General features: G+C 66.4%; 22 protein-coding genes. 14 read left to right on the plus strand and 8 right to left on the minus strand.

Annotated features, from left to right (window positions below; all coding sequences use genetic code 11):
- Window positions 1-40: 40 nt before the first annotated feature.
- Together clpA and ACFO0A_RS02670 are read right to left on the minus strand one after the other, a co-directional pair.
- Window positions 41-2404, minus strand: coding sequence for an ATP-dependent Clp protease ATP-binding subunit ClpA (gene clpA / locus ACFO0A_RS02665; protein ID WP_379537433.1), 2364 nt, complete (start codon window positions 2402-2404; stop codon window positions 41-43).
- A gap of 154 nt (window positions 2405-2558) precedes the next feature.
- Window positions 2559-2765, minus strand: a complete 207-nt coding sequence (locus ACFO0A_RS02670; RefSeq protein ID WP_379537434.1) for a DUF1192 domain-containing protein — start codon at window positions 2763-2765, stop codon at window positions 2559-2561.
- Window positions 2766-2894: 129 nt separating this feature from the next.
- Here ACFO0A_RS02670 and ACFO0A_RS02675 point away from each other — a divergent pair, with 129 nt between their 5' ends.
- The 3 genes from ACFO0A_RS02675 to ACFO0A_RS02685 all read left to right on the plus strand — a co-directional run bounded on the left by ACFO0A_RS02675 (window position 2895) and on the right by ACFO0A_RS02685 (window position 5344).
- Entirely contained in the window at window positions 2895-3872 is a 978-nt protein-coding gene (locus tag ACFO0A_RS02675) for an NAD(P)H-quinone oxidoreductase (protein WP_379538145.1), read from the plus strand.
- 1 nt (window position 3873) lies between these two features.
- Entirely contained in the window at window positions 3874-4497 is a 624-nt protein-coding gene (locus ACFO0A_RS02680) for a glutathione S-transferase family protein (RefSeq protein WP_379537435.1), read from the plus strand.
- A gap of 169 nt (window positions 4498-4666) precedes the next feature.
- Window positions 4667-5344, plus strand: coding sequence for a DUF1013 domain-containing protein (locus ACFO0A_RS02685; protein WP_379538146.1), 678 nt, complete (start codon window positions 4667-4669; stop codon window positions 5342-5344).
- Window positions 5345-5363: 19 nt separating this feature from the next.
- Here ACFO0A_RS02685 and ACFO0A_RS02690 read toward each other — a convergent pair whose 3' ends face one another.
- Window positions 5364-5771, minus strand: coding sequence for a bactofilin family protein (locus ACFO0A_RS02690; protein ID WP_379537436.1), 408 nt, complete (start codon window positions 5769-5771; stop codon window positions 5364-5366).
- Window positions 5772-5775: 4 nt separating this feature from the next.
- On the minus strand, window positions 5776-6918 hold the full coding sequence (locus ACFO0A_RS02695; protein WP_379537437.1) for a M23 family metallopeptidase: 1143 nt from the start codon (window positions 6916-6918) through the stop codon (window positions 5776-5778).
- A 237-nt stretch (window positions 6919-7155) separates the two neighbouring features.
- Here ACFO0A_RS02695 and ACFO0A_RS02700 point away from each other — a divergent pair, with 237 nt between their 5' ends.
- The 11 genes from ACFO0A_RS02700 (at window position 7156) to wecB (ending at window position 16775) form a co-directional block, all read left to right on the plus strand.
- Window positions 7156-8442, plus strand: a complete 1287-nt coding sequence (locus ACFO0A_RS02700; protein WP_379537438.1) for a glutamate-5-semialdehyde dehydrogenase — start codon at window positions 7156-7158, stop codon at window positions 8440-8442.
- A 37-nt stretch (window positions 8443-8479) separates the two neighbouring features.
- Complete coding sequence (locus tag ACFO0A_RS02705) at window positions 8480-9541, plus strand: aldo/keto reductase (RefSeq protein ID WP_379537439.1); 1062 nt, start codon at window positions 8480-8482, stop codon at window positions 9539-9541.
- Between the two features lie 27 nt (window positions 9542-9568).
- Window positions 9569-10222: a nicotinate-nucleotide adenylyltransferase gene (locus ACFO0A_RS02710; RefSeq protein ID WP_379537440.1), complete on the plus strand. Its 654-nt coding sequence runs from the start codon at window positions 9569-9571 to the stop codon at window positions 10220-10222.
- A 222-nt stretch (window positions 10223-10444) separates the two neighbouring features.
- Window positions 10445-10765 carry a ribosome silencing factor gene (gene rsfS / locus ACFO0A_RS02715; RefSeq protein WP_379538147.1) on the plus strand — a complete coding sequence of 107 codons (321 nt, stop codon included), beginning with the start codon at window positions 10445-10447 and terminating at the stop codon, window positions 10763-10765.
- A gap of 37 nt (window positions 10766-10802) precedes the next feature.
- Window positions 10803-11225, plus strand: coding sequence for a 23S rRNA (pseudouridine(1915)-N(3))-methyltransferase RlmH (locus tag ACFO0A_RS02720; RefSeq protein ID WP_379537441.1), 423 nt, complete (start codon window positions 10803-10805; stop codon window positions 11223-11225).
- Between the two features lie 10 nt (window positions 11226-11235).
- Complete coding sequence (locus ACFO0A_RS02725) at window positions 11236-12474, plus strand: murein hydrolase activator EnvC family protein (RefSeq protein ID WP_379537442.1); 1239 nt, start codon at window positions 11236-11238, stop codon at window positions 12472-12474.
- 88 nt (window positions 12475-12562) lie between these two features.
- The gene (locus ACFO0A_RS02730; protein ID WP_379537443.1) at window positions 12563-13894 is read left to right on the plus strand and encodes a S41 family peptidase; all 1332 of its coding nucleotides are present in this window, start codon (window positions 12563-12565) and stop codon (window positions 13892-13894) included.
- 4 nt (window positions 13895-13898) lie between these two features.
- Complete coding sequence (locus ACFO0A_RS02735; protein ID WP_379537444.1) at window positions 13899-14369, plus strand: disulfide bond formation protein B; 471 nt, start codon at window positions 13899-13901, stop codon at window positions 14367-14369.
- The gene (locus ACFO0A_RS02740) at window positions 14366-14881 is read left to right on the plus strand and encodes a demethoxyubiquinone hydroxylase family protein (RefSeq protein WP_379537445.1); all 516 of its coding nucleotides are present in this window, start codon (window positions 14366-14368) and stop codon (window positions 14879-14881) included. Before ACFO0A_RS02735 ends, ACFO0A_RS02740 begins: the two co-directional genes overlap by 4 nt.
- Before the next feature lie 123 nt (window positions 14882-15004).
- Window positions 15005-15568: a hypothetical protein gene (locus ACFO0A_RS02745; protein WP_379537446.1), complete on the plus strand. Its 564-nt coding sequence runs from the start codon at window positions 15005-15007 to the stop codon at window positions 15566-15568.
- A gap of 70 nt (window positions 15569-15638) precedes the next feature.
- A complete protein-coding gene (wecB, locus tag ACFO0A_RS02750; protein WP_379537447.1) occupies window positions 15639-16775 on the plus strand; it encodes a non-hydrolyzing UDP-N-acetylglucosamine 2-epimerase in 1137 nt (378 codons plus the stop codon).
- Here wecB and ACFO0A_RS02755 read toward each other — a convergent pair.
- The 4 genes from ACFO0A_RS02755 to ACFO0A_RS02770 all read right to left on the minus strand — a co-directional run bounded on the left by ACFO0A_RS02755 (window position 16772) and on the right by ACFO0A_RS02770 (window position 21297).
- Window positions 16772-17770 carry an SDR family NAD(P)-dependent oxidoreductase gene (locus ACFO0A_RS02755; RefSeq protein WP_379537448.1) on the minus strand — a complete coding sequence of 333 codons (999 nt, stop codon included), beginning with the start codon at window positions 17768-17770 and terminating at the stop codon, window positions 16772-16774. The genes wecB and ACFO0A_RS02755 overlap by 4 nt on opposite strands.
- Window positions 17771-17790: 20 nt before the next feature.
- The gene (locus tag ACFO0A_RS02760; protein ID WP_379537449.1) at window positions 17791-19059 is read right to left on the minus strand and encodes a nucleotide sugar dehydrogenase; all 1269 of its coding nucleotides are present in this window, start codon (window positions 19057-19059) and stop codon (window positions 17791-17793) included.
- Window positions 19060-19151: 92 nt separating this feature from the next.
- Window positions 19152-20414 carry a UDP-N-acetyl-D-mannosamine dehydrogenase gene (gene wecC / locus ACFO0A_RS02765; RefSeq protein WP_379537450.1) on the minus strand — a complete coding sequence of 421 codons (1263 nt, stop codon included), beginning with the start codon at window positions 20412-20414 and terminating at the stop codon, window positions 19152-19154.
- A 103-nt stretch (window positions 20415-20517) separates the two neighbouring features.
- Entirely contained in the window at window positions 20518-21297 is a 780-nt protein-coding gene (locus tag ACFO0A_RS02770) for a metallophosphoesterase family protein (RefSeq protein WP_379537451.1), read from the minus strand.
- Window positions 21298-21404: the final 107 nt, after the last annotated feature.

Consider the following 21404-nt stretch of genomic DNA (forward strand, 5'->3'; position numbering starts at 1 on the left):
GCCGGCCTGCGCTTTTCGCGCGGCCGGCGGGGTCTGCCCGTTATTCCGGACTGTCGGTGCTGGGCTCGGTGCTGGGCGCCGGCCTGCCCTTGGTCTTCTTCGCCGACTTGCGTACCAGCCTGGGCGGGGCCGGCGTCAGTTCGAAGGCCAGGGCGCCGTCCTTCATGGTGACGTGAACCTCGCCGCCGTGGGCAAGTTTACCGAACAGCAGCTCTTCCGCCAGCGGCTGCTTGACCTTCTCCTGTAGCAGCCGCGACATCGGCCGGGCGCCGTAGAGCTTGTCGTAGCCCTTTTCGGACAGCCACTTGCGCGCTTCGCCGTCGAACTGGATGTGGACGTTCTGTTCCGCCAGCTGCAGCTCGAGCTGGAGGATGAACTTGTCCACCACCCTGCTGACCACGGTCATCGGCAGGTACGAGAACGGCACGATCGCATCGAGCCGGTTGCGGAATTCGGGCGTGAACATCCGCTTCACCGCCTCGTCGCCCGCATCTTCCTTCGACACGTCGCCAAACCCGATGCCCTGGCGCGCCATGTCGCTGGCGCCCGCATTCGTGGTCATGACGAGCACGACATTGCGGAAGTCGACCGTCTTGCCATGGTGGTCGGTCAGGCGGCCGTTATCCATCACCTGAAGCAGGATGTTGAACAGGTCCGGATGCGCCTTCTCGATTTCGTCGAGGAGCAGGACGCAATGCGGCTGCTGGTCGACGGCGTCGGTCAGGAGACCGCCCTGGTCGAAGCCGACATAGCCCGGGGGCGCACCGATCAGGCGGCTGACCGAGTGGCGCTCCATGTATTCGGACATGTCGAAGCGCTGCAGCGGGATGCCCATGATCGAGGCGAGCTGGCGCGCGACCTCGGTCTTACCGACGCCGGTGGGGCCCGAGAACAGGAAGCTGCCGATCGGCTTGTCGGCGTCGCGCAGCCCCGCGCGGCTGAGCTTCATCGCGCTCGACAGGACCTCGATGGCCTTGTCCTGGCCGAACACCACGCGCTTCAGGTCGCGCTCGAGATGTTCGAGCACGGTGCGGTCGTCGGACGAGACCGACTTGGGCGGAATCCGCGCCATCGTCGCGATCACCGCCTCGATCTCGCGCGCGGTGATGGTCTTCTTGCGCTTGGACGGCGGCACCAACATCTGCATCGCGCCGACCTCGTCGATCACGTCGATCGCCTTGTCGGGCAGCTTGCGGTCGTTGATGTAGCGCGCCGAAAGCTCGACCGCGGTCTTGATCGCGTCAGGGGTGTACTTGACCTTGTGGTGTTCCTCGAACGCCGAGCGGAGGCCCTTGAGGATCTTGATCGTGTCCTCGATCGTCGGCTCGTTCACGTCGATCTTCTGGAACCGGCGGAGCAGCGCGCGGTCCTTTTCGAAGTGGTTGCGGAACTCCTTGTAGGTCGTCGAGCCGATGCAGCGGATCGTCCCGCCCGACAGCGCGGGCTTGAGCAGGTTCGACGCGTCCATCGCGCCCCCGCTCGTCGCGCCGGCACCGATCACGGTGTGGATCTCATCGATGAACAGCACCGCGTGCGGCATCTTCTCGAGTTCGGAGACGACCTGCTTCAGCCGCTCCTCGAAATCTCCGCGATAGCGCGTGCCGGCCAGCAGCGCGCCCATGTCGAGGCTGTAGATCACCGCTTCGGCCAGAACCTCGGGCACCTCGCCTTCGACGATCTTGCGCGCCAGGCCCTCGGCGATGGCGGTCTTGCCGACGCCTGGATCGCCCACGTAGAGCGGATTGTTCTTGGACCTGCGGCAGAGGATCTGGATCGTGCGGTCGACTTCAGGCCCGCGCCCGATCAGCGGATCGACCTTTCCGTTCAGCGCCTTCTCGTTGAGATTGACGGTGAACTGGTCGAGCGCGGTATCCTTCTTCTGTCCGCCTTTGGCGTCGCCCTTGTCGTCCTGCGCGGCCTGTTCCTCGGTCGCGCCCTTGGGGTCGCGCGGCTCGATCTGGCGGCCGCCCTTCCCGATACCGTGGCTGATGAAGCTGACCGCATCGAGGCGGCTCATGTCCTGCTGTTGCAGGAAATAGACCGCATAGCTGTCACGCTCGGAGAACAGGGCGACGAGCACGTTGGCGCCGGTCACGGTGTCCTTGCCCGACGACTGGACATGGAGGATCGCGCGCTGGATGACCCGCTGGAAACCCGCGGTGGGCGAGGGGTCGGCCTTTTCGCTGGTCTTAAGCGATTCGTATTCCTGGTCGAGGTACTGGCGTACCACCTCGCCCAGGTCGCCCAGGTCGACGCCGCACGCGGTCATGACCTGCGCCGCGTCGGCGTCGTCGATCAGGGCGAGCAGGAGGTGCTCGAGCGTCGCGTATTCATGGCTGCGCTCGGCCGCGTTGGCGAGTGCGGCATGCAGCGTCTTCTCGAGGCTCTGGGCGAAACTTGGCATGGCAGTTACTTTCCGGCTCGCGCCTTCGGCGTCCCGGCGAATGCCGGAACATTATCGGATGGTTCATCAGGATGAAGCGCGGGTATGAGCCGCGCGGCCCGGTCCATGACAGCTATATGGGTACGCCCTTCGCAGCCGTGAAGGGCGAGGCGCATCATGATGTCGGGGATCGCTTGAACAAGGCGTCGGCGGCGACGCGGTGAGCATGGGCCTTGTCGCGGTGGGCGACAACGCGGACCACCTCTGCCTCGAGCAACTGGATGCGTTCGTTGAGTTCTTCGTGGCTGTACCGGTCGAGCGATTCGGCGGCCAGCTTGCTGGCGGCGTCGCCCTTGGCACGGGGAAGGTCTTCGTCTTCCATTGCAGTGCACAATGTCCCGCGCGGCGTGCTTGCTGTCAACCGGGCGTGGGTCTAGTCAAAGTGACTGTGGCGAACGGGCCACAGCAGCTCGCAGGCAGAGGAACCGAAGTGGCGCAAATCCCGCAAGAAATGACCGTGGCGACGTTTGCCGAAGCGGGGCCGTCCGAGGTTCTTCAGCCCAGGATCGAGCCAGTTCCCGCGCCCGGTCCGGGCGAAGTGCTGATCAAGGTTGCATATGCCGGGGTCAACCGGCCGGACGTCATCCAGCGTCAGGGCTTCTACCCCCCGCCGCCAGGTGCCTCGTCCATTCCGGGCCTCGAAATCGCGGGCCAGGTCGTCGCCATCGGCAGTGGTGTGACCAGTCCGCTCCCAGGCGAGCGGGTCTGCGCGCTCGTTTCGGGCGGCGGTTACGCGCAATATTGCCTCGCCCAGGCCGATCACTGCCTGCCGGTTCCTCCTGCGCTGACGATGGCCGAGGCTGCGGCATTGCCGGAAACGCTGTTCACCGTGTGGCACAACGTCTTCCAGCGCGGCATGGCGCGCGAAGGCGAAACCATCCTCGTTCACGGCGGGACCAGCGGCATCGGCTCGATGGCGGCGATGCTGGGCAAGGCGTTCGGGATCACCGTGATCGTGACCGCTGGAGGGGCAGAGAAAGTCGCCGCCGCGCTCGAGATCGGGGCGGCCCATGCGATCGACTACAAGGCTCAGGACTTCGTCGAGGAAGTTGCCCGGATCACCGCCGGCAAGGGCGTGGCCATGGTGCTCGACATGGTCGCCGGCGACTATGTCGCACGCAACCTGAAGTGCCTTGCCGACGATGGACGCCATGTCACGATCGCGGTCCAGGGCGGGGTCCGCGCCGAGATCAACATGGCCGAGATCATGCGCCGACGGCTCGTCCTCACCGGGTCCACGCTGCGGCCGCGGCCCAATGCCTTCAAGGCCCTGCTCACGCGCGAGATTGCCGAGCAGGCCTGGCCCCTGTTCGCCGCGGGCAAGCTGCGCCCGGTGATGGACCGGACATATGCGCTTGCCGATGCCGCAGGCGCTCACGCGCGGATGGAATCGGGCGAGCACATCGGGAAGATCGTGCTGGAGACTTAGGATGGAAAAGGGGCTGATCCTTCACGAGGACCCCGTTTCGGGGAACTGCTACAAGATCCGGCTCACTGCCGCGCTCGTCGGCATGCCCCTGGAACGACGCGAATACGACATCCTCAAGGGGGAGACGCGGACGCCCGAATTTCTCGCCAACGTCAACGCCAACGGCCGCATTCCGGTGCTTCAGATCGGCGACCGCTTCCTTCCCGAAAGCGATGCGGCCTGCTGGTACGTGGCCGAAGGCAGCGCGCTGATCCCGCCCGACCGGTTCGACCGGGCCGACATGCTGCGGTGGATGTTCTTCGAGCAGTACAGTCACGAACCCAACATCGCGACGCTGCGCTTCTGGATGCATTACCTGGGCGAGGAGAACCTGACCGAGTTCCAGCGCGGGCAGGTCGAGGCCAAGTGGCTGGCGGGCAAGGCCGCGCTCGCGCTGATGAACACGCATCTTTCCGACCGGGACTTTTTCGTCGGCCCGACCGTGACGCTCGCCGACATCGCGCTTTTCGCCTACACGCACGTCTGCGAGGAAGGCGGATGCTTCCACCTTGCCGATTATCCCGCGGTCTGCGCCTGGATCGCGCGGATCGAAGCGCTGGACGGCTTTCTGGCGATGTCCGCCTGAGGCAGGCAAGTCTTGCTCCGCTGGAACGGATGGCCTACATGCGCGCCGAGGCTGGCCGCTCCGCAAGGGGCGGCCGTTATATTTTCAGGCGCGCCGATGGCGCGTATATTCCATACCGGCCCGACCCGCCGACGGAGACAAGATCGTGACCCAGCAGACGTTTCCCCTGATGCCGCACGCCACGGCGTCGTGGCTGGTCGACAACACCGGCCTGTCGTTCGAACAGATCGCCGCCTTCTGCGGACTCCACATCCTCGAGGTTCAGGCCATGGCCGACGATCTGGCCGGGTCGAAGTACACTGGGCGCGATCCGGTCCACGCGGGTGAACTGACGCAGGCCGAGATCGACCGGGGCCAGAACGATCCCGAATATCAACTCAAGATGCAGAAGGCGCCGATTCAGGTCAGCCGGACCAAGGGACCTCGCTACACCCCGGTGTCGAAGCGGCAGGACAAGCCCGACGGCATCGCCTGGATCATCCGCAACCACCCCGAGATTTCGGACGCGCAGATCGGCAAGCTGATCGGCACGACGCGCAACACGATCGCGGCGATCCGCGACCGCACCCACTGGAATATCTCGAACATCAACCCGAAGGACCCCGTTGCGCTCGGCCTGTGTTCGCAGCGCGAACTGGACGCGTTCGTCGCCAAGGCGGCGAAGAAGGCCGGGATCGTCGACGATGGCATGGGCGATGTGCGCCTGGGCGACGATCGCAATGCGCTGATCGAGGAACTGCGGGCAGAGCGCGACGCGACCCACAAGGCCGCCGCGACCGCCGCGCAGGAAGCCGAAGCCGCCGCCTGGCTCGAAGCCCGCAAGAGCGAGGGCGTCGCCCCCGAGTGAAACCGGTCCGCCGGGCGCCCTAGCCGGTGAGGCTGATGCGCTCGGCGAGATTCTCGTCGAGCTCGCCGGTGAACGGCAGCGGCTCGCCTGCGGGATCGCGATGCGCGAACCGGCCGTCGACTTGCGCGCCCTGCTCGATCGTCAGCGCGTCATAGATCACGTCGCCGTGGATGCGCGCGGTCGCCAGGATCACGCAATGCGCAGCCTCGATCGAACCGCGCACGGTGCCGGCAAGGCGCGCGCTGGATGCCCGGATCGCTCCGGCGATCTCGCTGGATTCCCCCTGGACGAGCGAAGCGCAGGTCACGTCGCCCTCGATCCTGCCGTCGACATGTAGGTCGACGCTGGCTGAAACGTCGCCGGTGATCGTCACATCCGGGCCGAAGACCGAAAAGGTCGCGGCTCCGCCACGCTGGACGGCCGCCAACGTGCTAGCTCGTGTGCGCGGCGCGACGTCCGCCGATTTCCTGCTGAACATGGGTCTGGCTCTCCAGGAACGGGCGCGGATTAACCGCACTGCCGTTGATCCGCACTTCGAAATGGAGATGCGGACCGGTCGACCGTCCGGTGCTGCCGATGGCCCCGATCACGTCCCCTGCCGCCACTTCCTGGCCGATGTGCGCGCGGAAGGCCGACATGTGGGCGTAACGCGTCATCAAGCCGTTGCCGTGATCGATCTCGATGCAATTGCCATAGCCCGAGCGCTGGCCGGCGAACGAGATGCGTCCGTTGGCCGCCGCGTGAATCGGTGCGCCGATGGGGCCGCGAAAGTCGAGCCCGGCGTGCATCGCGGGTTCGCCCGTGATCGGATCGCTGCGCGTGCCGAACCCCGAGGAGATGAATTCAAGGCTGGCGGGAAGGTGATTCGGAATGGTGCCGAGTCCCTGCTCGAGCGCGCTCATCCGCGCCATGCTCTTGCCGAACGCGGCGAAACGCGGATCGACGGTTTCGTCCTTGGCGAACAACCGCTCCAGCGGGCCACCCTGCGCCGAGCGGACCCGAGCCAGAACCATCCGGGGGTTAAGGCCGACACGGCGGATCTGGCGCTCGGCAGCGCTGGAACGGGCATCTGCCAGGCGGGTCATGCGCTCGACGAAGGCAAGCTGGCGCGCCTCGATCTGGTCGAAGGTCAGCGGGCCAGTGGTTGTCAGGCTGATCTTCGTGGGGGTGGGGGCCTGCGCGCCGTCCGCGGGCGCTTCGCCGGCAGCCGGGAGATCGCCAAGGTGGGTCTCGACCATCTGCTCGATGTACTGCTGGCGGCGGACGAGATCCTCGGCCTGCCGTCCGATTCCGGCGCGATAGGCCGCGACGCGGCGTTCCGCCCCGGCGACCTGCGCTTCGCGGCGGGCCAGCTCGGGGCTTTCGTACCCGGCGCCGATCCGTCCGGCGAGCGCGAGCGCCATCACGACAAGCCACGCAAGCACTATCGCAGCGACGATCGACGCGGCGGCCAGCTGCAGCTTTCCGGAAATCTTCACGAAGCGCACCTGACCCTGCGACCGCATGATGAATTCGCGATCGGGGAACCAGTCACGCAGGCGGGCAAAATACCCGCCGCGGCTTACTGTCTGCAAGGAACGACCCCACCTTTTGATTGTGCTCTTGGCGTTGCGGGGCGCTTACACGGCTGTAGGCAAGGGGTCGAATCCGCGCTGCCAGACTCGGGGCAGGCTGTTGGAGTCGCGCGATGAAACGCTAAAAACGACGAAAAAATCTGATCCCGGCGGGAACCAAGTCGCTCGATTTGCATTTGGCGGCGCTCTCTTTTGAGCGTGTGACAAGCCGCGTTCGCGATGATAGCGGGCTTGGACATGGCAAATCCGGCGCACCTATCCGCACGAACCGAACCGGAAGCCGCGGCGCTTGTCGAAGGCCTTGCGTGCGCCGGCCGCGCCGCAGGGCAAATCCTTTCCCGCACAAGCGATGCCGCGAAATCAGCGGCATTGCGGGCCGCCGCAGCCGCCGTCAGGCAGGATGCCAAAGCCATCCTCGCCGCGAACGCTGAAGATGTTGTCCAGGCCGAGGCCGCCGGTCTATCTCCCGCGATGCTCGACCGTCTGCGTCTGGAGGGGTCGCGGCTCGAAGGAATCGCTGCCGCCGTCGAGGCCGTGGCCGCGCTTCCTGATCCGGTCGGTTCGGTGATCGACCGCTCGGTTCGGCCCAACGGGCTGGTGATGGAGCGGGTCCGGATTCCGATCGGCCTGATCGGCATCATCTACGAAAGCCGTCCCAATGTGACCGTCGATGCCGCCGCGCTTTGCGTGCGTTCGGGCAATGCGGTGATCCTGCGCGGCGGCAGCGAGGCGGTGCGCTCCAATCGCGCGTTACACGCCGCGTTCGTTGCGGGGCTGGAAGCGGCCGGCCTGCCGGGCGACGCCGTGCAGCTAGTCCCCACCCAAGATCGCGCCGCGGTGGGTGCCATGCTCGGTGCCGCCGGGCTCATCGACATGATCGTGCCGCGCGGAGGCAAGAGCCTTGTCGCGCGCGTCCAGGCCGAGGCGAGGGTCCCGGTGCTGGCCCATCTCGACGGGGTGAATCACGCCTTCGTCCACGCCGCCGCGAATTCTGCCCGGGCCGCCGCGATCGTGCTCAACGCCAAGCTTCGGCGGACGGAAGTGTGCGGCGCGCTGGAGACTCTGCTGATCGACGCGACTTATCCCGATCCGCACGGCCTGGTCGAACCGCTGCTTGCGGCCGGCTGCGTGCTGCGCGGCGATACGCGCGCGTGCGCCATCGATCCTCGCATCGTTCCTGCCGAGGAGGGCGATTGGGACACCGAGTATCTCGATGCGGTCCTGAGCGTTGCGGTGGTCGACGGCCTCGACGCGGCGCTGGCGCATATCGCGGCCCATTCTTCGCACCACACCGATGCCATCGTCACCGAGGATGCGGCGGCCGCCGAACGCTTCCTCGCCGAGGTCGACAGCGCGATCGTGATGCACAACGCCTCCACCCAGTTCGCCGATGGCGGCGAGTTCGGGCTGGGCGCGGAGATCGGGATTGCCACCGGGCGGCTTCATGCGCGCGGGCCGGTCGCCCTCGAGGGGCTGACGACGTACAAGTGGCTGGTGCGGGGAAGCGGCCAGACCAGGCCCTGATCGAAGAAATCTCTCACTCCATGCTGGAGAATGCACGATGACCATGCGCTACAACCGCCTCGGCAGCACCGGGCTTATCGTTTCCGAGTTGTGCCCGGGCGCGATGACATTCGGCACCATGCCTGGTCGCTTCGGCGCCATCGCGGGGCTCGATCAGGACGCCTCGACCGCGCTGGTCAAGCAGTCGTTCGACGCAGGGATCAATTTCATCGACACCGCGAACGTCTACAGCAGCGGGCAGTCGGAGCGGTTCGTCGGGCAGGCGCTGAAGGATCTCGGCACTGCCCGGTCCGACGTGATCGTCGCCACCAAGGCGATGGGATCGATGGGCCAGGGTCCCAACGACGCCGGCGTGTCGCGCTTTCACCTGCTCCACCAGATCGATGCGAGCCTCGAGCGCCTGGGGCTCGATCACGTCGATCTTTACCAGATCCACGGCTGGGACACGCAGACCCCGATGGAAGAGGCGCTGCGCGCGCTCGAGGACATCGTGCGCACCGGCCGCGCCCGCTATATCGGCGTGTCGAACTGGGCGGCGTGGCAGATCATGAAGGCGCTGGGCATGGCCGAGCGCTTGGGGCTGACGAAATTCGCCTCGCTCCAAGCCTACTACACCATCGCCGGACGCGAGCTTGAGCGCGAGATCGTGCCGATGCTCCTTTCGGAAGGTGTCGGACTGATGGTCTGGAGCCCGCTGGCGGGAGGCTTTCTTTCGGGCAAATACAGCCGCGGCGACGACGACCGCAGCAAGGGCGAAGGCCGCCGCGCCGAGTTCGACTTTCCGCCGGTGGAGCTCGATCGGGGCTATGCGGTGATCGACGCGATGCGCCCGATTGCCGAAAGCCGCGGCGCCACGGTCGCGCAGATCGCGCTGGCCTGGCTTCTCCACCAGCCGGTGGTCTCGACCGTGATCGTCGGCGCGAAGCGGGCTGATCAGCTGGCCGACAACATCGGGGCCTGCGACATCGAGCTGACCGCAGCCGAAGTCGGTCAACTCGACAAGGTGAGCCGCCTGCCGCGCGAATATCCGGGCTGGATGTTCGCGATGCAGGGGGCATATCGCGACACCAGCGTATCGCCCCGCCGCCAGCCGAAATGATCGCCGGCGCATGACCGGTTCGCGTCCGTGACCCGTCGCGGCCCGCTGACCGGCCTGCTCGGCGGCAGCTTCAATCCGGCCCACGGTGCGCACCGGCGGATCAGCCTCTTCGCGATCGACGCGCTCGATCTCGACGAGGTGTGGTGGCTGGTGTCCCCCGGCAATCCGCTCAAGAACGCTGCGGGCATGGCGCCGCTCGCCGCGCGGGTCGCCTCGGCGCGCGCGCAGGCGCGCCGCGCGCCGATCCGGGTGACCGCGATCGAGCGCGAACTCGGCACGCGGTACACTGTCGATACCCTGCGCGCCCTCATGCGCCGCTATCCGACACGGCGGTTCGTCTGGCTGATGGGGGCAGACAACCTCGCCCAGTTCCACCGCTGGCGATCCTGGCGGGCGATCGCCCGGACGATGCCGATTGCGGTGATGGCGCGTCCGGGCTATGATGGCCGTGCCTTGGCGGCTCCCGCCATGGCCTGGCTCGGCCGCTATCGCCGGCGCGCCTCCAGCCTGAACGATCCGGCGAATTGGAGCGCCCCCGCGCTGATACTGCTGCGTTTCGATCCCGATTCGCGCTCGGCCACCGCCATCCGCAGTGCCGATCCGCTCTGGCATCGCCGATTTTCCGGCACTTCGATCCGCGATGGGGTGACCCGCCACATTATTCGGGCGGAACCCTCCTGACGGGGGCATCATCACCGCCGGTAACCATCACCGGGGTTCACGCCCCCGGTTTCGCGGAACGATCGCTCGCCGGTTTCCGCCGCTTTTCCTTCAACCCATCGTCCACCAGCAGGAGGAGCAGACGCTCTCCCCATGACCACTACTGATCCCAACGCCGCTTCGGGCACCTCGCCCCTCGGCGCTCCGCATGTTCCGCCGGTTGGCGAGACGCCGCTTCACGACATGGTTCTCAAGTCGCTCGACGACGACCAGGCGCAGGAAGTCGTGACCATTCCGCTCGCGGGCAAGTCCAGCATCGCCGACTACATGGTGGTCGCCTCGGGCCGATCGACGCGGCAGGTGGCGGCAATGGCGCAGAAGCTGGCCGAGCGGATCAAGCATTCAGGCCATGGACCGGTGCGGATCGAAGGTCTGCCGGCAGCGGACTGGGTGCTGATCGACGCGGGCGACGTGGTGGTCCACATTTTCCGGCCCGAAGTGCGCAGCTTCTACAACCTGGAGCGTATGTGGGCTTTCGGGGACACGGCCCCGGCCGCCGCCTGATCGCAACCGCGCCGGATATGCGGGCCGCGTCGCGGTGATGCGCCTTCACATCGTTGCGCGGGGCAAGATCGGTCGCAGACCGGAAGCCGAGCTGGTCGAGCGCTACACGCGGCGCATTACCTGGCCCGTGGCGATCACAGAGCTGCCCGAGCGCGGCGGCGCGCTGCCCGCGCCGCAAACTCCCTTGCGAACAGTGGTTCTCGACGAGTTGGGCCGCGACCTGCGGTCGGCGGAACTGGCCGACGTCCTCTCGCGCTGGCGCGACGACGGCGTGCGCGAGACACGTTTCTTGATCGGCGCCGCCGACGGCCACGATGTCGCTCAGCGCGCGGACGCGGACCTGCTTCTCAGCTTCGGCAGGGCCACCTGGCCGCACATGATGGCGCGGGCCATGCTCGCCGAGCAATTGTGGCGCGCGACCAGCATAATCGCTGGCCATCCCTATCATCGCGAAGGATAAGCGCCGCCCCATGACGTCACGCCTGCCGCTGTTCCTTGCCCTGTCGCTGATCGCCGCCGCGGCCGTTGCCGGCGCGCCGGTACTGGGCCAGATCACGACGGCCACGCCTGCAGCGCCGTTCCAGACTATTGACGAAACTCGCGCCGCGCTCGGCGCCGCGCGCGCGGAGCAGCGGATGGCGAGCATGCGCGCCCAGCTTCTCGAACAGCAGGCGGCACAGGCCGGCGCCAGTGCCGACCGCACGGCTCGTCTCTCGGCCGCACTCGCCGCGCGGATCCAGCAATCCGAGGCCGAAATCGCCGCGAGCCGTGCCGCGGGGCAGCTTATCGCGCGCAATCGCATGGCCCTGCGCGCCCGGCTCGCCGCGCGGCAGGAGCCGGTGGTCAGGCTCACCGCGGCGCTCCAGCTGATGAGCCGGCGTCCGCTCGCGCTGGGCCTGTTGCGGCCCGGTTCGCTGGACAACATGGTTCACCTGCGCGCGATGCTCGAGACGATGCTGCCGGTGATCCGCCAGAGAACCGCGGCGCTGCGGGCCGAGATCGTCCATGGCCGGGTACTGCAACAGCAGGCCGCCAATGCGCAGCGGGCGCTGGAGGATTCGCAGGCGCGCCTTGGAGATCGCCGGCGCCAGCTTGCCGCGCTTGAAAGCCGCCAGCGCCTCGCCTCGCGCGCCGTGCGCGGTTCCGCCAACCGCGAGGCCGATCGGGCGCTGGCGCTTGCCGAACAGACGCGCGACCTCGGCTCGTTGATCGGGCAGCTTGAAACGGCGGGTGCCTTGCGCCGCGAGCTTGCGGCATTGCCGGGTCCGGTGTTGCGGCCAAGCCGCCCGGGTGAGGCGCAGGTCGTCGAAGTCGCGGGCGCGGCGGTGGCGAGTGCCCGCCTTTCCTACATCCTGCCCGTGGCGGGACCGGTCGTGACCGGGTTCGGCGAGGCATCCAGCGGCGGTGGCCTGCGCGCCAAGGGGCTGACCCTTGCGCCGCGCAGCGGGGCGCAGGTCGTCGCGCCGGCCGCGGGAAGAGTGGTGTTCGCCGGCCCCTATCGCGGATACGGCCGCATCGCGATCATCGAGCATCCCGGCGGCTGGACCACGCTCATCACCGACCTTGCGACGCTGAGCGTGTCGGTAGGCGATGATCTCGTACAGGGCGCGCCCCTCGGGACCGCTGGACCGGGCCGGCCGACGGTTACGGTCGAGCTGCGCAAGAACGGCGTTCCGGTCGACACTCTCGAGGTTCTCGGCGGGCCCTGACCGGGACTGGGGCATGACGGCACCGCTGGCGTTAAGGTTCGCTGCGTTATAAGCTGCGCAGATGCACATCCGAAAAGGCTCGCCGTCGATGAAGTTCGCCCCCCTGATGCGCGCCGCACTGCTCGTTTCGGCGGTCGCGGTGCTGCCTGTGGCCACCGCAGGCATTGCCGCGGTCGATTCAAAGTCGGCGCCCGAATTCGGCAAGCTGCTCGCCGTCTATGACCGGATCAAGTCGAGCTATGTCGAGCCGGTGAACGACGACAAGCTGATCAAGGGTGCGATCGAGGGGATGCTCGCCAGCCTCGATCCGCACTCGTCCTATCTCGACGCGCGCGATTTCCAGAACCTGCGCACGCAGACCGACGGCGCTTACGGCGGGCTCGGGCTGTCGGTCACGATGGACGATGGCGCGGTCAAGGTCATCGCGCCGACCCGCGAAAGCCCGGCCGACAGGGCCGGCGTCAAGGCCGGGGACTACATCACCCATCTCGACGGCAAGCTCATTTACGGCGGTTCGCTCGACGAGGCGGTCGACCAGATGCGCGGAGAGCCGGGAAGTCAAATCCGCCTGACGATCTTCCGCCCGGGCCGCGACGAGCCTTTCGACGTGACCCTGACGCGCGCGGTCATCGACCTGAAGCCGGTAAGCTGGGAGCTCAAGGACAGCGTGGCCGTCATCACCGTCAACAGCTTCAGCGCAAATGTCGGACGGGAAGTCGACGCGGCGATGCGCGCTGCACGGCTCAAGCTGGGCGGCCGCGCCCCGACCGGCGTCGTGCTCGATCTTCGCCAGAACCCGGGCGGCCTGCTCGACGAGGCCGTCTCGCTCAGCGACCTGTTCCTCGAGAAGGGGCAGATCGTCTCTCAGCGTGGCCGCTACGCCCGCGACAACGAGACCTACAGCGCGGAACCGGGCGACATCGCCAAGGGCCTGCCTCTGATCGTGCTGATCGATGCCGGATCCGCTTCGGCCAGCGAGATTGTGGCAGGCGCGCTGCAGGACCAGCACCGCGCACTGATCATGGGCCAGACCAGTTTCGGCAAGGGCAGCGTGCAGACGCTTCTGCCGCTGAGCCGCGACACCGCGCTCAAACTCACTACCGCGCGATACTACACCCCGTCGGGTCGGTCGGTGCAGGAAGGCGGGATCCAGCCCGACATCGCCGTGCCTCAGATTTCCGACCCCGACATGCGCGCCCGAGCCGCCCGGATGTTCCGCGAATCGGACTTGCGCGGCCATCTCGTCAACGAGGTCGGCATCGACGACAAGGTTCTCGAGACCGACAAGGCCGCCGATCCCCGCTTCAAGATGACGGCGGAGGAGCTCAAGGCGAAGGGCATCGACGATTTCCAGCTCTACTATGCACTCCAGACGCTGAAGAACACCGCGCCCGGCGCGCTCGCTGCCCGCCGCCGCTGACCCGATGGAGGACTCGCCAGAGATTCGGGCCGCCTCGTGGCTTGCGCTCGCCGTGCCCGCCGCGCTCCTCGGCGGGGCGTTGATCGCGCAGTACGGGTTCGGCCTGCCGCCCTGCGAAATGTGCTGGTGGCAGCGCTACGCCCATATCGCCGCGCTCGTCCTGGCGGTCGCATCGCTTGCGCTGGGCAAGATCGGTCTGGTCAGGCTCGCTGCCGCTGCGATCGCGGTCGGCGGCCTGCTCGGCGCCTATCATGCGGGTGTGGAATACGGCTGGTGGACCGGGATCACGAGCTGCTCGGGCGGTTCGCTTGGTAACGACCCACTGGCGTCGATCATGAACGCGCCGGTCATCCGCTGCGACGTTTCGCCGTGGGACCTGTTCGGCATATCGCTCGCCGGCTGGAACTTCCTCATCTCGATGGCCAGCGCGGCGGCCATCCTTGTTCTTCTTTCGCGCGGGAGGGCACGGATATGAGCCGCCGGGACCGGGATTCGATGCTGCGGGTCGATCAGGCCGGCGAATACGGCGCCACCCGGATCTACGCCGGGCAGCTTGCGGTGATGGGCGACCGCGCCCCTCATTCCGCGACGATCGCGGGCATGGCCCAGCAGGAGGCCGGCCACCGTGCCCGGCTGGATGCCCTGATGGCGCAGCGGCGGGTGCGCCCCACCGCGCTCCAGCCGCTGTGGCACTTCGCCGGCTACGCGCTCGGCGCAGCGACGGCGCTGATCGGGCCTGAAGCGGCGATGGCCTGCACCGCCGCGGTCGAGGAGGAAATCGATCGCCACTACTCGCAGCAGCTCGACGCGCTCGGCGAAGAGGATCCCGAGTTCGGCGCGATGATCACCGAGTTTCGCGACGACGAGCGCGAACATCGCGAAACGGCGCTTGCCGCGGGCGCCGAACGCGCGCCGGCATTTCCCCTGCTTTCTGGCGCGATCCGGCTCGGCTGCCGTGTCGCGATCGGTTTGTCCAAGCGCATCTGAGGCGCGACTGGCGGAACGAAAGAGCCGCTTTGCCACTTCATCTATCGTTCACCGCGCGACTGGCCTAAGAGGTCGTGTCGCCGGCGTTCAACGCCGCCTGCCGGCCCGATTGAGGTTTTAGCCATGCGCACGTTTCCGCTCCTTTTTTCGCTGGCCGCCCTGGCCGCTCTGCCGGTTCAGCCCGCCGGCGCGCAAAGCGAGGGTGAAAAGATCAACCAGCTAATCGTCTATGGCGATGATGCCTGCCCGGCCTCGACCGGGGACACGATCACCGTCTGCGCACGCAAGGAAGAGCAGGAACGCTACCGCATTCCCGAGCCGCTGCGAGGCGATCCCCAGGCTCCGGCCAACCAGGCGTGGTCGAACCGGGTGAAGGCTTACGAAACCGTCGGGGCAACCGGAACCAACAGTTGCTCGCCGGTCGGCGCCGGCGGGGCCACGGGCTGCATGGCGAAGCTGATCGAGAGCGCATACGCCGAAAAGGAGCAGGCCGGGGACAAGCGCTTCGGCAAGCTGATCGCCGAGGAACGCGCCAAGCGGCTGTCAACGATCGATGCGGATGCGGCGGCAACGCAGGCCCGTGTCGAAGCGCTCGAGGCGCAGTACGACGCGAAGCTGAAGGCGGAGCGTGACGCCGAGGACGCCAAGGGCGCCGACGCCGCGCCGCTTCCGGCCCCGCCGAAGTAATTCATAAGACTGGTGATCCGGCTTCGCGGCGCGTCTTTCGCGCCGCGGTAAATGACTATAGGGGCGCGCAATGAATCGAACCCTGCGCGTCCTGACGATCTTCGGCACACGGCCCGAAGCGGTCAAACTCTTCCCTGTGATCCATGCCCTGGCCGACGATCCGCGCTTCGATTCGCGGGTCTGCGTGTCGGCGCAGCACCGCGCCATGCTGGACCAGGTGCTGGAGATCGCGGGAATCACTCCAGACCACGACCTCGATCTGATGCGGCCTGACCAGTCGCTCGACGCGCTTACCGCCGCGTTGCTGGTCAGCCTGGGCCGCGTGATGGACGAAGAGAAGCCGGATCGGGTCGTTGTCCAGGGCGATACCGCCACTGCGATGTGTGGCGCGCTGGCGGCCTATTATCGCAAAATCCCCGTCGCCCATGTCGAGGCCGGCCTGCGCAGCGGCGATATCTACCAGCCCTGGCCCGAAGAGATTAACCGTAAGATCATCGGGACGATGGCCGCGCTGCACCTGGCGCCTACCGAGACCGCGGCGGCCGCGCTGCGCGCCGAGAAGGTCGACCCGGCCTGCGTCCACGTCACCGGCAATACCGTGATCGACGCGCTCCACTGGGTTCAGGATCGGATCGCAGCCGAACCGGCACTTGCCGAAGGACTGGCCGGGCTCGAGCAGCGCTTCGCAGGCAAGCGGATCATCGGCGTGACCAGCCATCGCCGCGAGAATTTCGGTGGCGGGCTCGAGGCGATCGCCGATGCCGTGCGCCGGATTGCGGCACGTGAAGACGTGGCGATCATCTTTCCGGTGCATCCCAATCCCAACGTGCGGCGCGTCATGGACGGCGCGCTGGCGGGCCTGCCCAACGTCGCGCTGATCGAGCCGCTGGATTATCCCAACTTCGCGCGCCTCCTCGGCATTTCGGAGCTGATGCTGACCGACAGCGGCGGGGTGCAGGAAGAAGCGCCCGCGCTGGGCAAGCCGGTGCTGGTGATGCGCGAGACGACCGAGCGGCCCGAGGGTGTGATCGCGGGAACTGCAAAGCTCGTCGGCACGGATGCCGACACCATCGTTTCCGAAACATTTCGCCTGCTGGACGATGCGGATGCCTATGCCGCGATGTCGCGCGCGCACAATCCCTTTGGCGATGGACGTTCGGCGGCGCGGATCAGGGACCTGCTTGCCGCGCCGTTGAAGAGCAGCTAGATGCCGCGGTAATCGCGCATCCAGCGCACGAACTTCGGCACGCCCTCGTCGATCGTGACCGATGGTTCATAGCCGAGATCGTTGGTGATAGCGTCGATGTCCGCGAGCGAACGTTCCACGTCGCCAGGCTGCATGGGCAAAAGTTCGAGTTCGGCCTTGCGGCCGCATTCGCGCTCGAGCAATTCGATCACGCGCAACAGCGGCTCTGAGCGATTGTTGCCGATGTTGTAGAGCCGGTGTGGCTTGGTGCTCCCGCCGGCCTTCGGCTGGTCGTCGTCAGGCGGCGGATTGTCGAGGCACGCTACGATCCCCGCGACGATATCGTCAATATAGGTGAAATCACGCCACATCCGGCCGTGATTGAATACCGGGATCGACCGGCCCGCCAGGATTGCTTCGGCAAACAGCCACATCATCATATCGGGCCGGCCCCACGGGCCATAGACCGTGAAGAACCGCAGCCCCGTGAGCGGCAGCCGGTAGAGATGCGCGTAGGTCTCGCTCATCAGCTCGTCCGCCTTCTTCGTCGCGGCGTAGAGCGACAGCGGATGATCGACGCGGTCGTCGACCGAGAACGGCAGCTTTGTGTTGCCGCCATAAACCGACGAAGAACTGGCGTAGACCATGTGCTCCACCTCGCGATGCCGCGCGACTTCGAGCAGGTTGAGATGGCCGACAAGATTGGACTGCACGTAGCTGTGCGGGTTCTCCATCGAATAGCGCACACCGGCCTGGGCGCCGAGGTGGACGATGCGGTCGAACCGCAGGGGCTCCAGTACGCGCTGAAGAGCCGGATAATCCGAAAAGTCGATCTGCTCGAAGGTGAACCGGTTACCCCCCGTCTCGCGCAGGGCCCGGATCCGCGCCTGCTTCAGGGTCACCTCGTAATAGCTGTTGAGGCTGTCGATCGCGATCACCTCGTCGCCACGAGCCAGCAGATGTCGCGACACTGATGATCCAATGAAGCCCGCAGCTCCGGTAATGAGGACTTTCATCGCGCAGGTCCGTTCATGCCCTAGAGGGTCCAGTCCGCGTCAGATCCAAGCGCACCCCTGAGATCGGCCAGGATCCCGCCGGGGGCGACCAGCGCGCGCAAAGGGCCGGAGCCGGTGGCGAGATATTCACGGTGCGGAACGGCCAGGAACACCAGGTCGAAGGTGTCCTGCGGCAGTTCGGGGATCAGGCGGAGGCCATATTCGTGTTCAGCTTCGCCTGAATCGGCATGGGGATCGTGTACCGTGACAGCGTGACCCAGACTGGCTAGTCGCGCGACGACGTCCGCTACCTTGCTGTTGCGAAGGTCAGGAACGTTTTCCTTGAATGTCAGCCCCAGCACCAGGACCCGGCCGGGCTTGCGGTCGAGCGCGCCGTGGAGCCGGTCGGCAACCCAGCCGGCCATTCCGTCGTTCACGCCCCGTCCGGCCAGGATCACCCGGGGGTCGTGGCCCAAGGCTTCGGCGCGATGGGCAAGATAGTAAGGGTCGATGCCAATGCAGTGACCCCCAACGAGCCCGGGGCTGAACGGGAGGAAATTCCATTTGGTGCGCGCGGCGGCGAGAACGTCCCAGACCGACAGGTCGAGCTTTGCGAAGATCTGGGCGATTTCGTTCATGAAGGCGATATTGATGTCGCGCTGTGCGTTCTCGATCACCTTGGCCGCTTCGGCCGCCTTTATCGAAGAGGCCCGGAAAACCCCCCCGGATGTGACGGCTTCGTAAACCGCCGCGACCTGCTCGAGAACTTCGAGGTTCTGTCCGGCGACGACCTTGGTAATCCGTTCGACAGTATGCTCGCGATCGCCCGGATTGATCCGCTCGGGGCTGTAAGCCACGAAGAAATCGGTCCCGCAGGTGAGGCCCGAGGCATCTTCGAGGAGCGGCGCGCAGATGTCTTCGGTCACGCCGGGATAGACCGTGCTTTCGTAGACCACGACCGGGGCAAGGCCGGTCGCGACCGCCGCGGGCAGCAGGGCGCCGACCGTGCGCGAGGCGGCCTCGACGAGCCGCAGGTCGGGGCGATTGACCGCATCGATGGGGGTGGGAACGGTGACGATGTAGAAGTCGCAGGGTTCGCACTGATCGGGTTGCGAGGCAAAGCGCAGCGCCGATGCCGCCAGCCGCTCATGCTCGATCTCGCCGGTCCGGTCATGCCCTGCTTTGAGTTCGGCGACGCGCTGCCGGTCGATGTCGAGCCCGGTTGTTTCAAAATGCCGGGCCAGCGCCACTGCCAAGGGAAGGCCCACATAACCGAGTCCGACAACGGTAACGCGAATTGGTCGGACCATGCGGAGCGCAAACCTTCTGGGGATCAGGGAAGAATGGGGTGGAACCGGTGGCTCTAGAGTAGCTTGGCCGGGCGATCAACGCCGGGCGCCGCTCAGCCGTCCAGAGGCAGGCGGGGCCAGACACCGCGCGTATCGTAGATCCGCTTTCCGGCCAGCTGGGCAGCGGAGATGCCGCGGAACTCGCTGTGGTCGACCAGCAACAGGGCAACCGATGCCTGCTCAAGCGCTTGGGTGGCCGTGGCCAAGCGTGCGCCACGCCCAGCCAGCGTCTCCGGCAGTTCGGAAATGAAGGGCTCGCAGATGAGCATGCGCTCGCCGAACCGATCTGCGAGGCGTTCGGCGACCGCGAGGGCGGGCGATTCCCGAAAATCGTCGATGTCGGCCTTGAACGCGAGGCCAAAGCAGGCGATTGGCCCTTTCGACTCCTCGATCATTGCGGTCGCGCGCTCGACCACATGCCCCACCTTGCCATCGTTCACGTTGCGTGCGGTACGGATCAGTGGCGTCTGCTCAGGTGCACTGTGCACGAGGAACCAGGGATCGACGGCGATGCAGTGCCCGCCGACGCCAGGGCCGGGCTGGAGGATGTTGACCCTGGGATGCCGGTTGGCAAGCCGGATCACTTCCCAGACATCCATGTCGAGCGCATCTGCCAAGAGGGAAAGTTCATTGGCAAACGCGATGTTGACGTCGCGGAAGGCGTTTTCGACCAGCTTGGTCATTTCTGCCGAGCGACAGTCGGTCACTACGCAATCGCCTTCGACAAAGCGCTTGTAGAATTCCCGTGCCTGCGCCGAGCACGCCGGGGTCATACCGCCGATCACCCGGTCGTTGCCGACCAGTTCTGCCAGGATATGGCCGGGCAAGACACGCTCCGGGCAGTAGGCGAGCGAGACATCGGCACCATCGCTGCCCGGACGGGGAAAGGCCAGGTCGGGCCGTTCAAGCGCCAGAACGTCGCGAACCTTTTCTGTAGTGCCAATCGGAGAGGTCGATTCGAGGATGACGAGGTTGCCCTTGCGCAGGACCGGGGCGATTGACCGGGCGGCCGCGAGGACATGGTCGATATCGGGAGCGTGGCCCTCTCCGGTCGGGGTCGGCACCGCGATGACGAAGACATCGGCCGGAACCACGCTGAGCGAAGCCTGGAGCAGCCCGCGTGCGACAACGTCGCGGACCAGCGCGTCGAGATCAGCTTCCTCGATGTGAATCCTTCCCCGGTTGATGGTTTCAACGACCCGGGACGAGACATCGATTCCCACTACCCGGCACCCGGACCGGGCAACCACTGCCGCGGTGGGAAGGCCGATGTAGCCGAGGCCGATCATGGCAACGGCGGGCAACTCAACTGTCATGAATGGATACCTCAACTTGTCGGATTGGCAACGGCCCGAGTACGATCGCAAGGGACGGGTCCCTCGGGGCAGGAAACTGGAAGAAGCCGGCAATAGAGCGGGTCTAGTCGTCCGGCCCGGCAATTTGAACAGAAAGGAAGTGGCGCGTCTCCCCTTCGAGCACCAGCGCGCTCAACTTGCCGCTGCGGTAGGCTCCGGTGTCAAGGCCGATGCGATTTGGCAGCTCTTCAACCGATTCGATGATGCTGTGGCCATGGACGACCACCGCGCCATGATCGCGCTCGGACCTCAGGAACTCATCGCGGATGGTCAGCAGGTCACGGGTGGACTGGCGGTCGAGCGGCACGCCGGGACGGACGCCGGCATGCACGAACAGGTAATCGCCCATACTATAGCTCAGTTTCATCTGTTCGATCATCTTGAGGTGGGAGACTGGAATTGCGTCCGCGAGCGCCCGGCCGAAGCGCTGCGGGTCCCCCATTGCCAGGCGTTCCGGCACGCCGTAGCTGGCCAGTGTCTGCCGACCACCGTGCTGGAGCCAGCCGCCCCAGACATCGCGCGGCGATGCCAGCACGTCGATCAGAAACTGTTCGTGATTGCCGCGCAGCAGAACCAGCTCATGCGCGAAATCTGGAGGTGTCATCAAGAAGTCGAGCACGCCGCGGGACTGCGGACCACGATCGATCAGATCACCCAGCAGAATCAGGTGCGTTTCGGCCGGTTCGCGCGCGGCATCGTCAGCGGCGATCGTTTCGACGAGTTGCTCGAGCAGGTCGAGCCGGCCATGCACGTCCCCGATGGCATAGGCACGCTTGCCCGTCGGGATTGCGGGCCGTTCGGGCGTGACTGCGAGCGGCTTTCGCCGTCTGAGCAAATTTAGCATGTCAGGTTCCGCGCGAGCCCCAAACCGGAATGCGCATTTGCTCCCGAGTGATCAACAATTCGCCTAGGCGAGGCTGGGCCCGACCTAGTATAATGCAAGGGTCTGTG

Origin of the sequence: Novosphingobium tardum (genome assembly GCF_042652045.1) — a bacterium.
GTDB lineage: Bacteria > Pseudomonadota > Alphaproteobacteria > Sphingomonadales > Sphingomonadaceae > Novosphingobium > Novosphingobium tardum.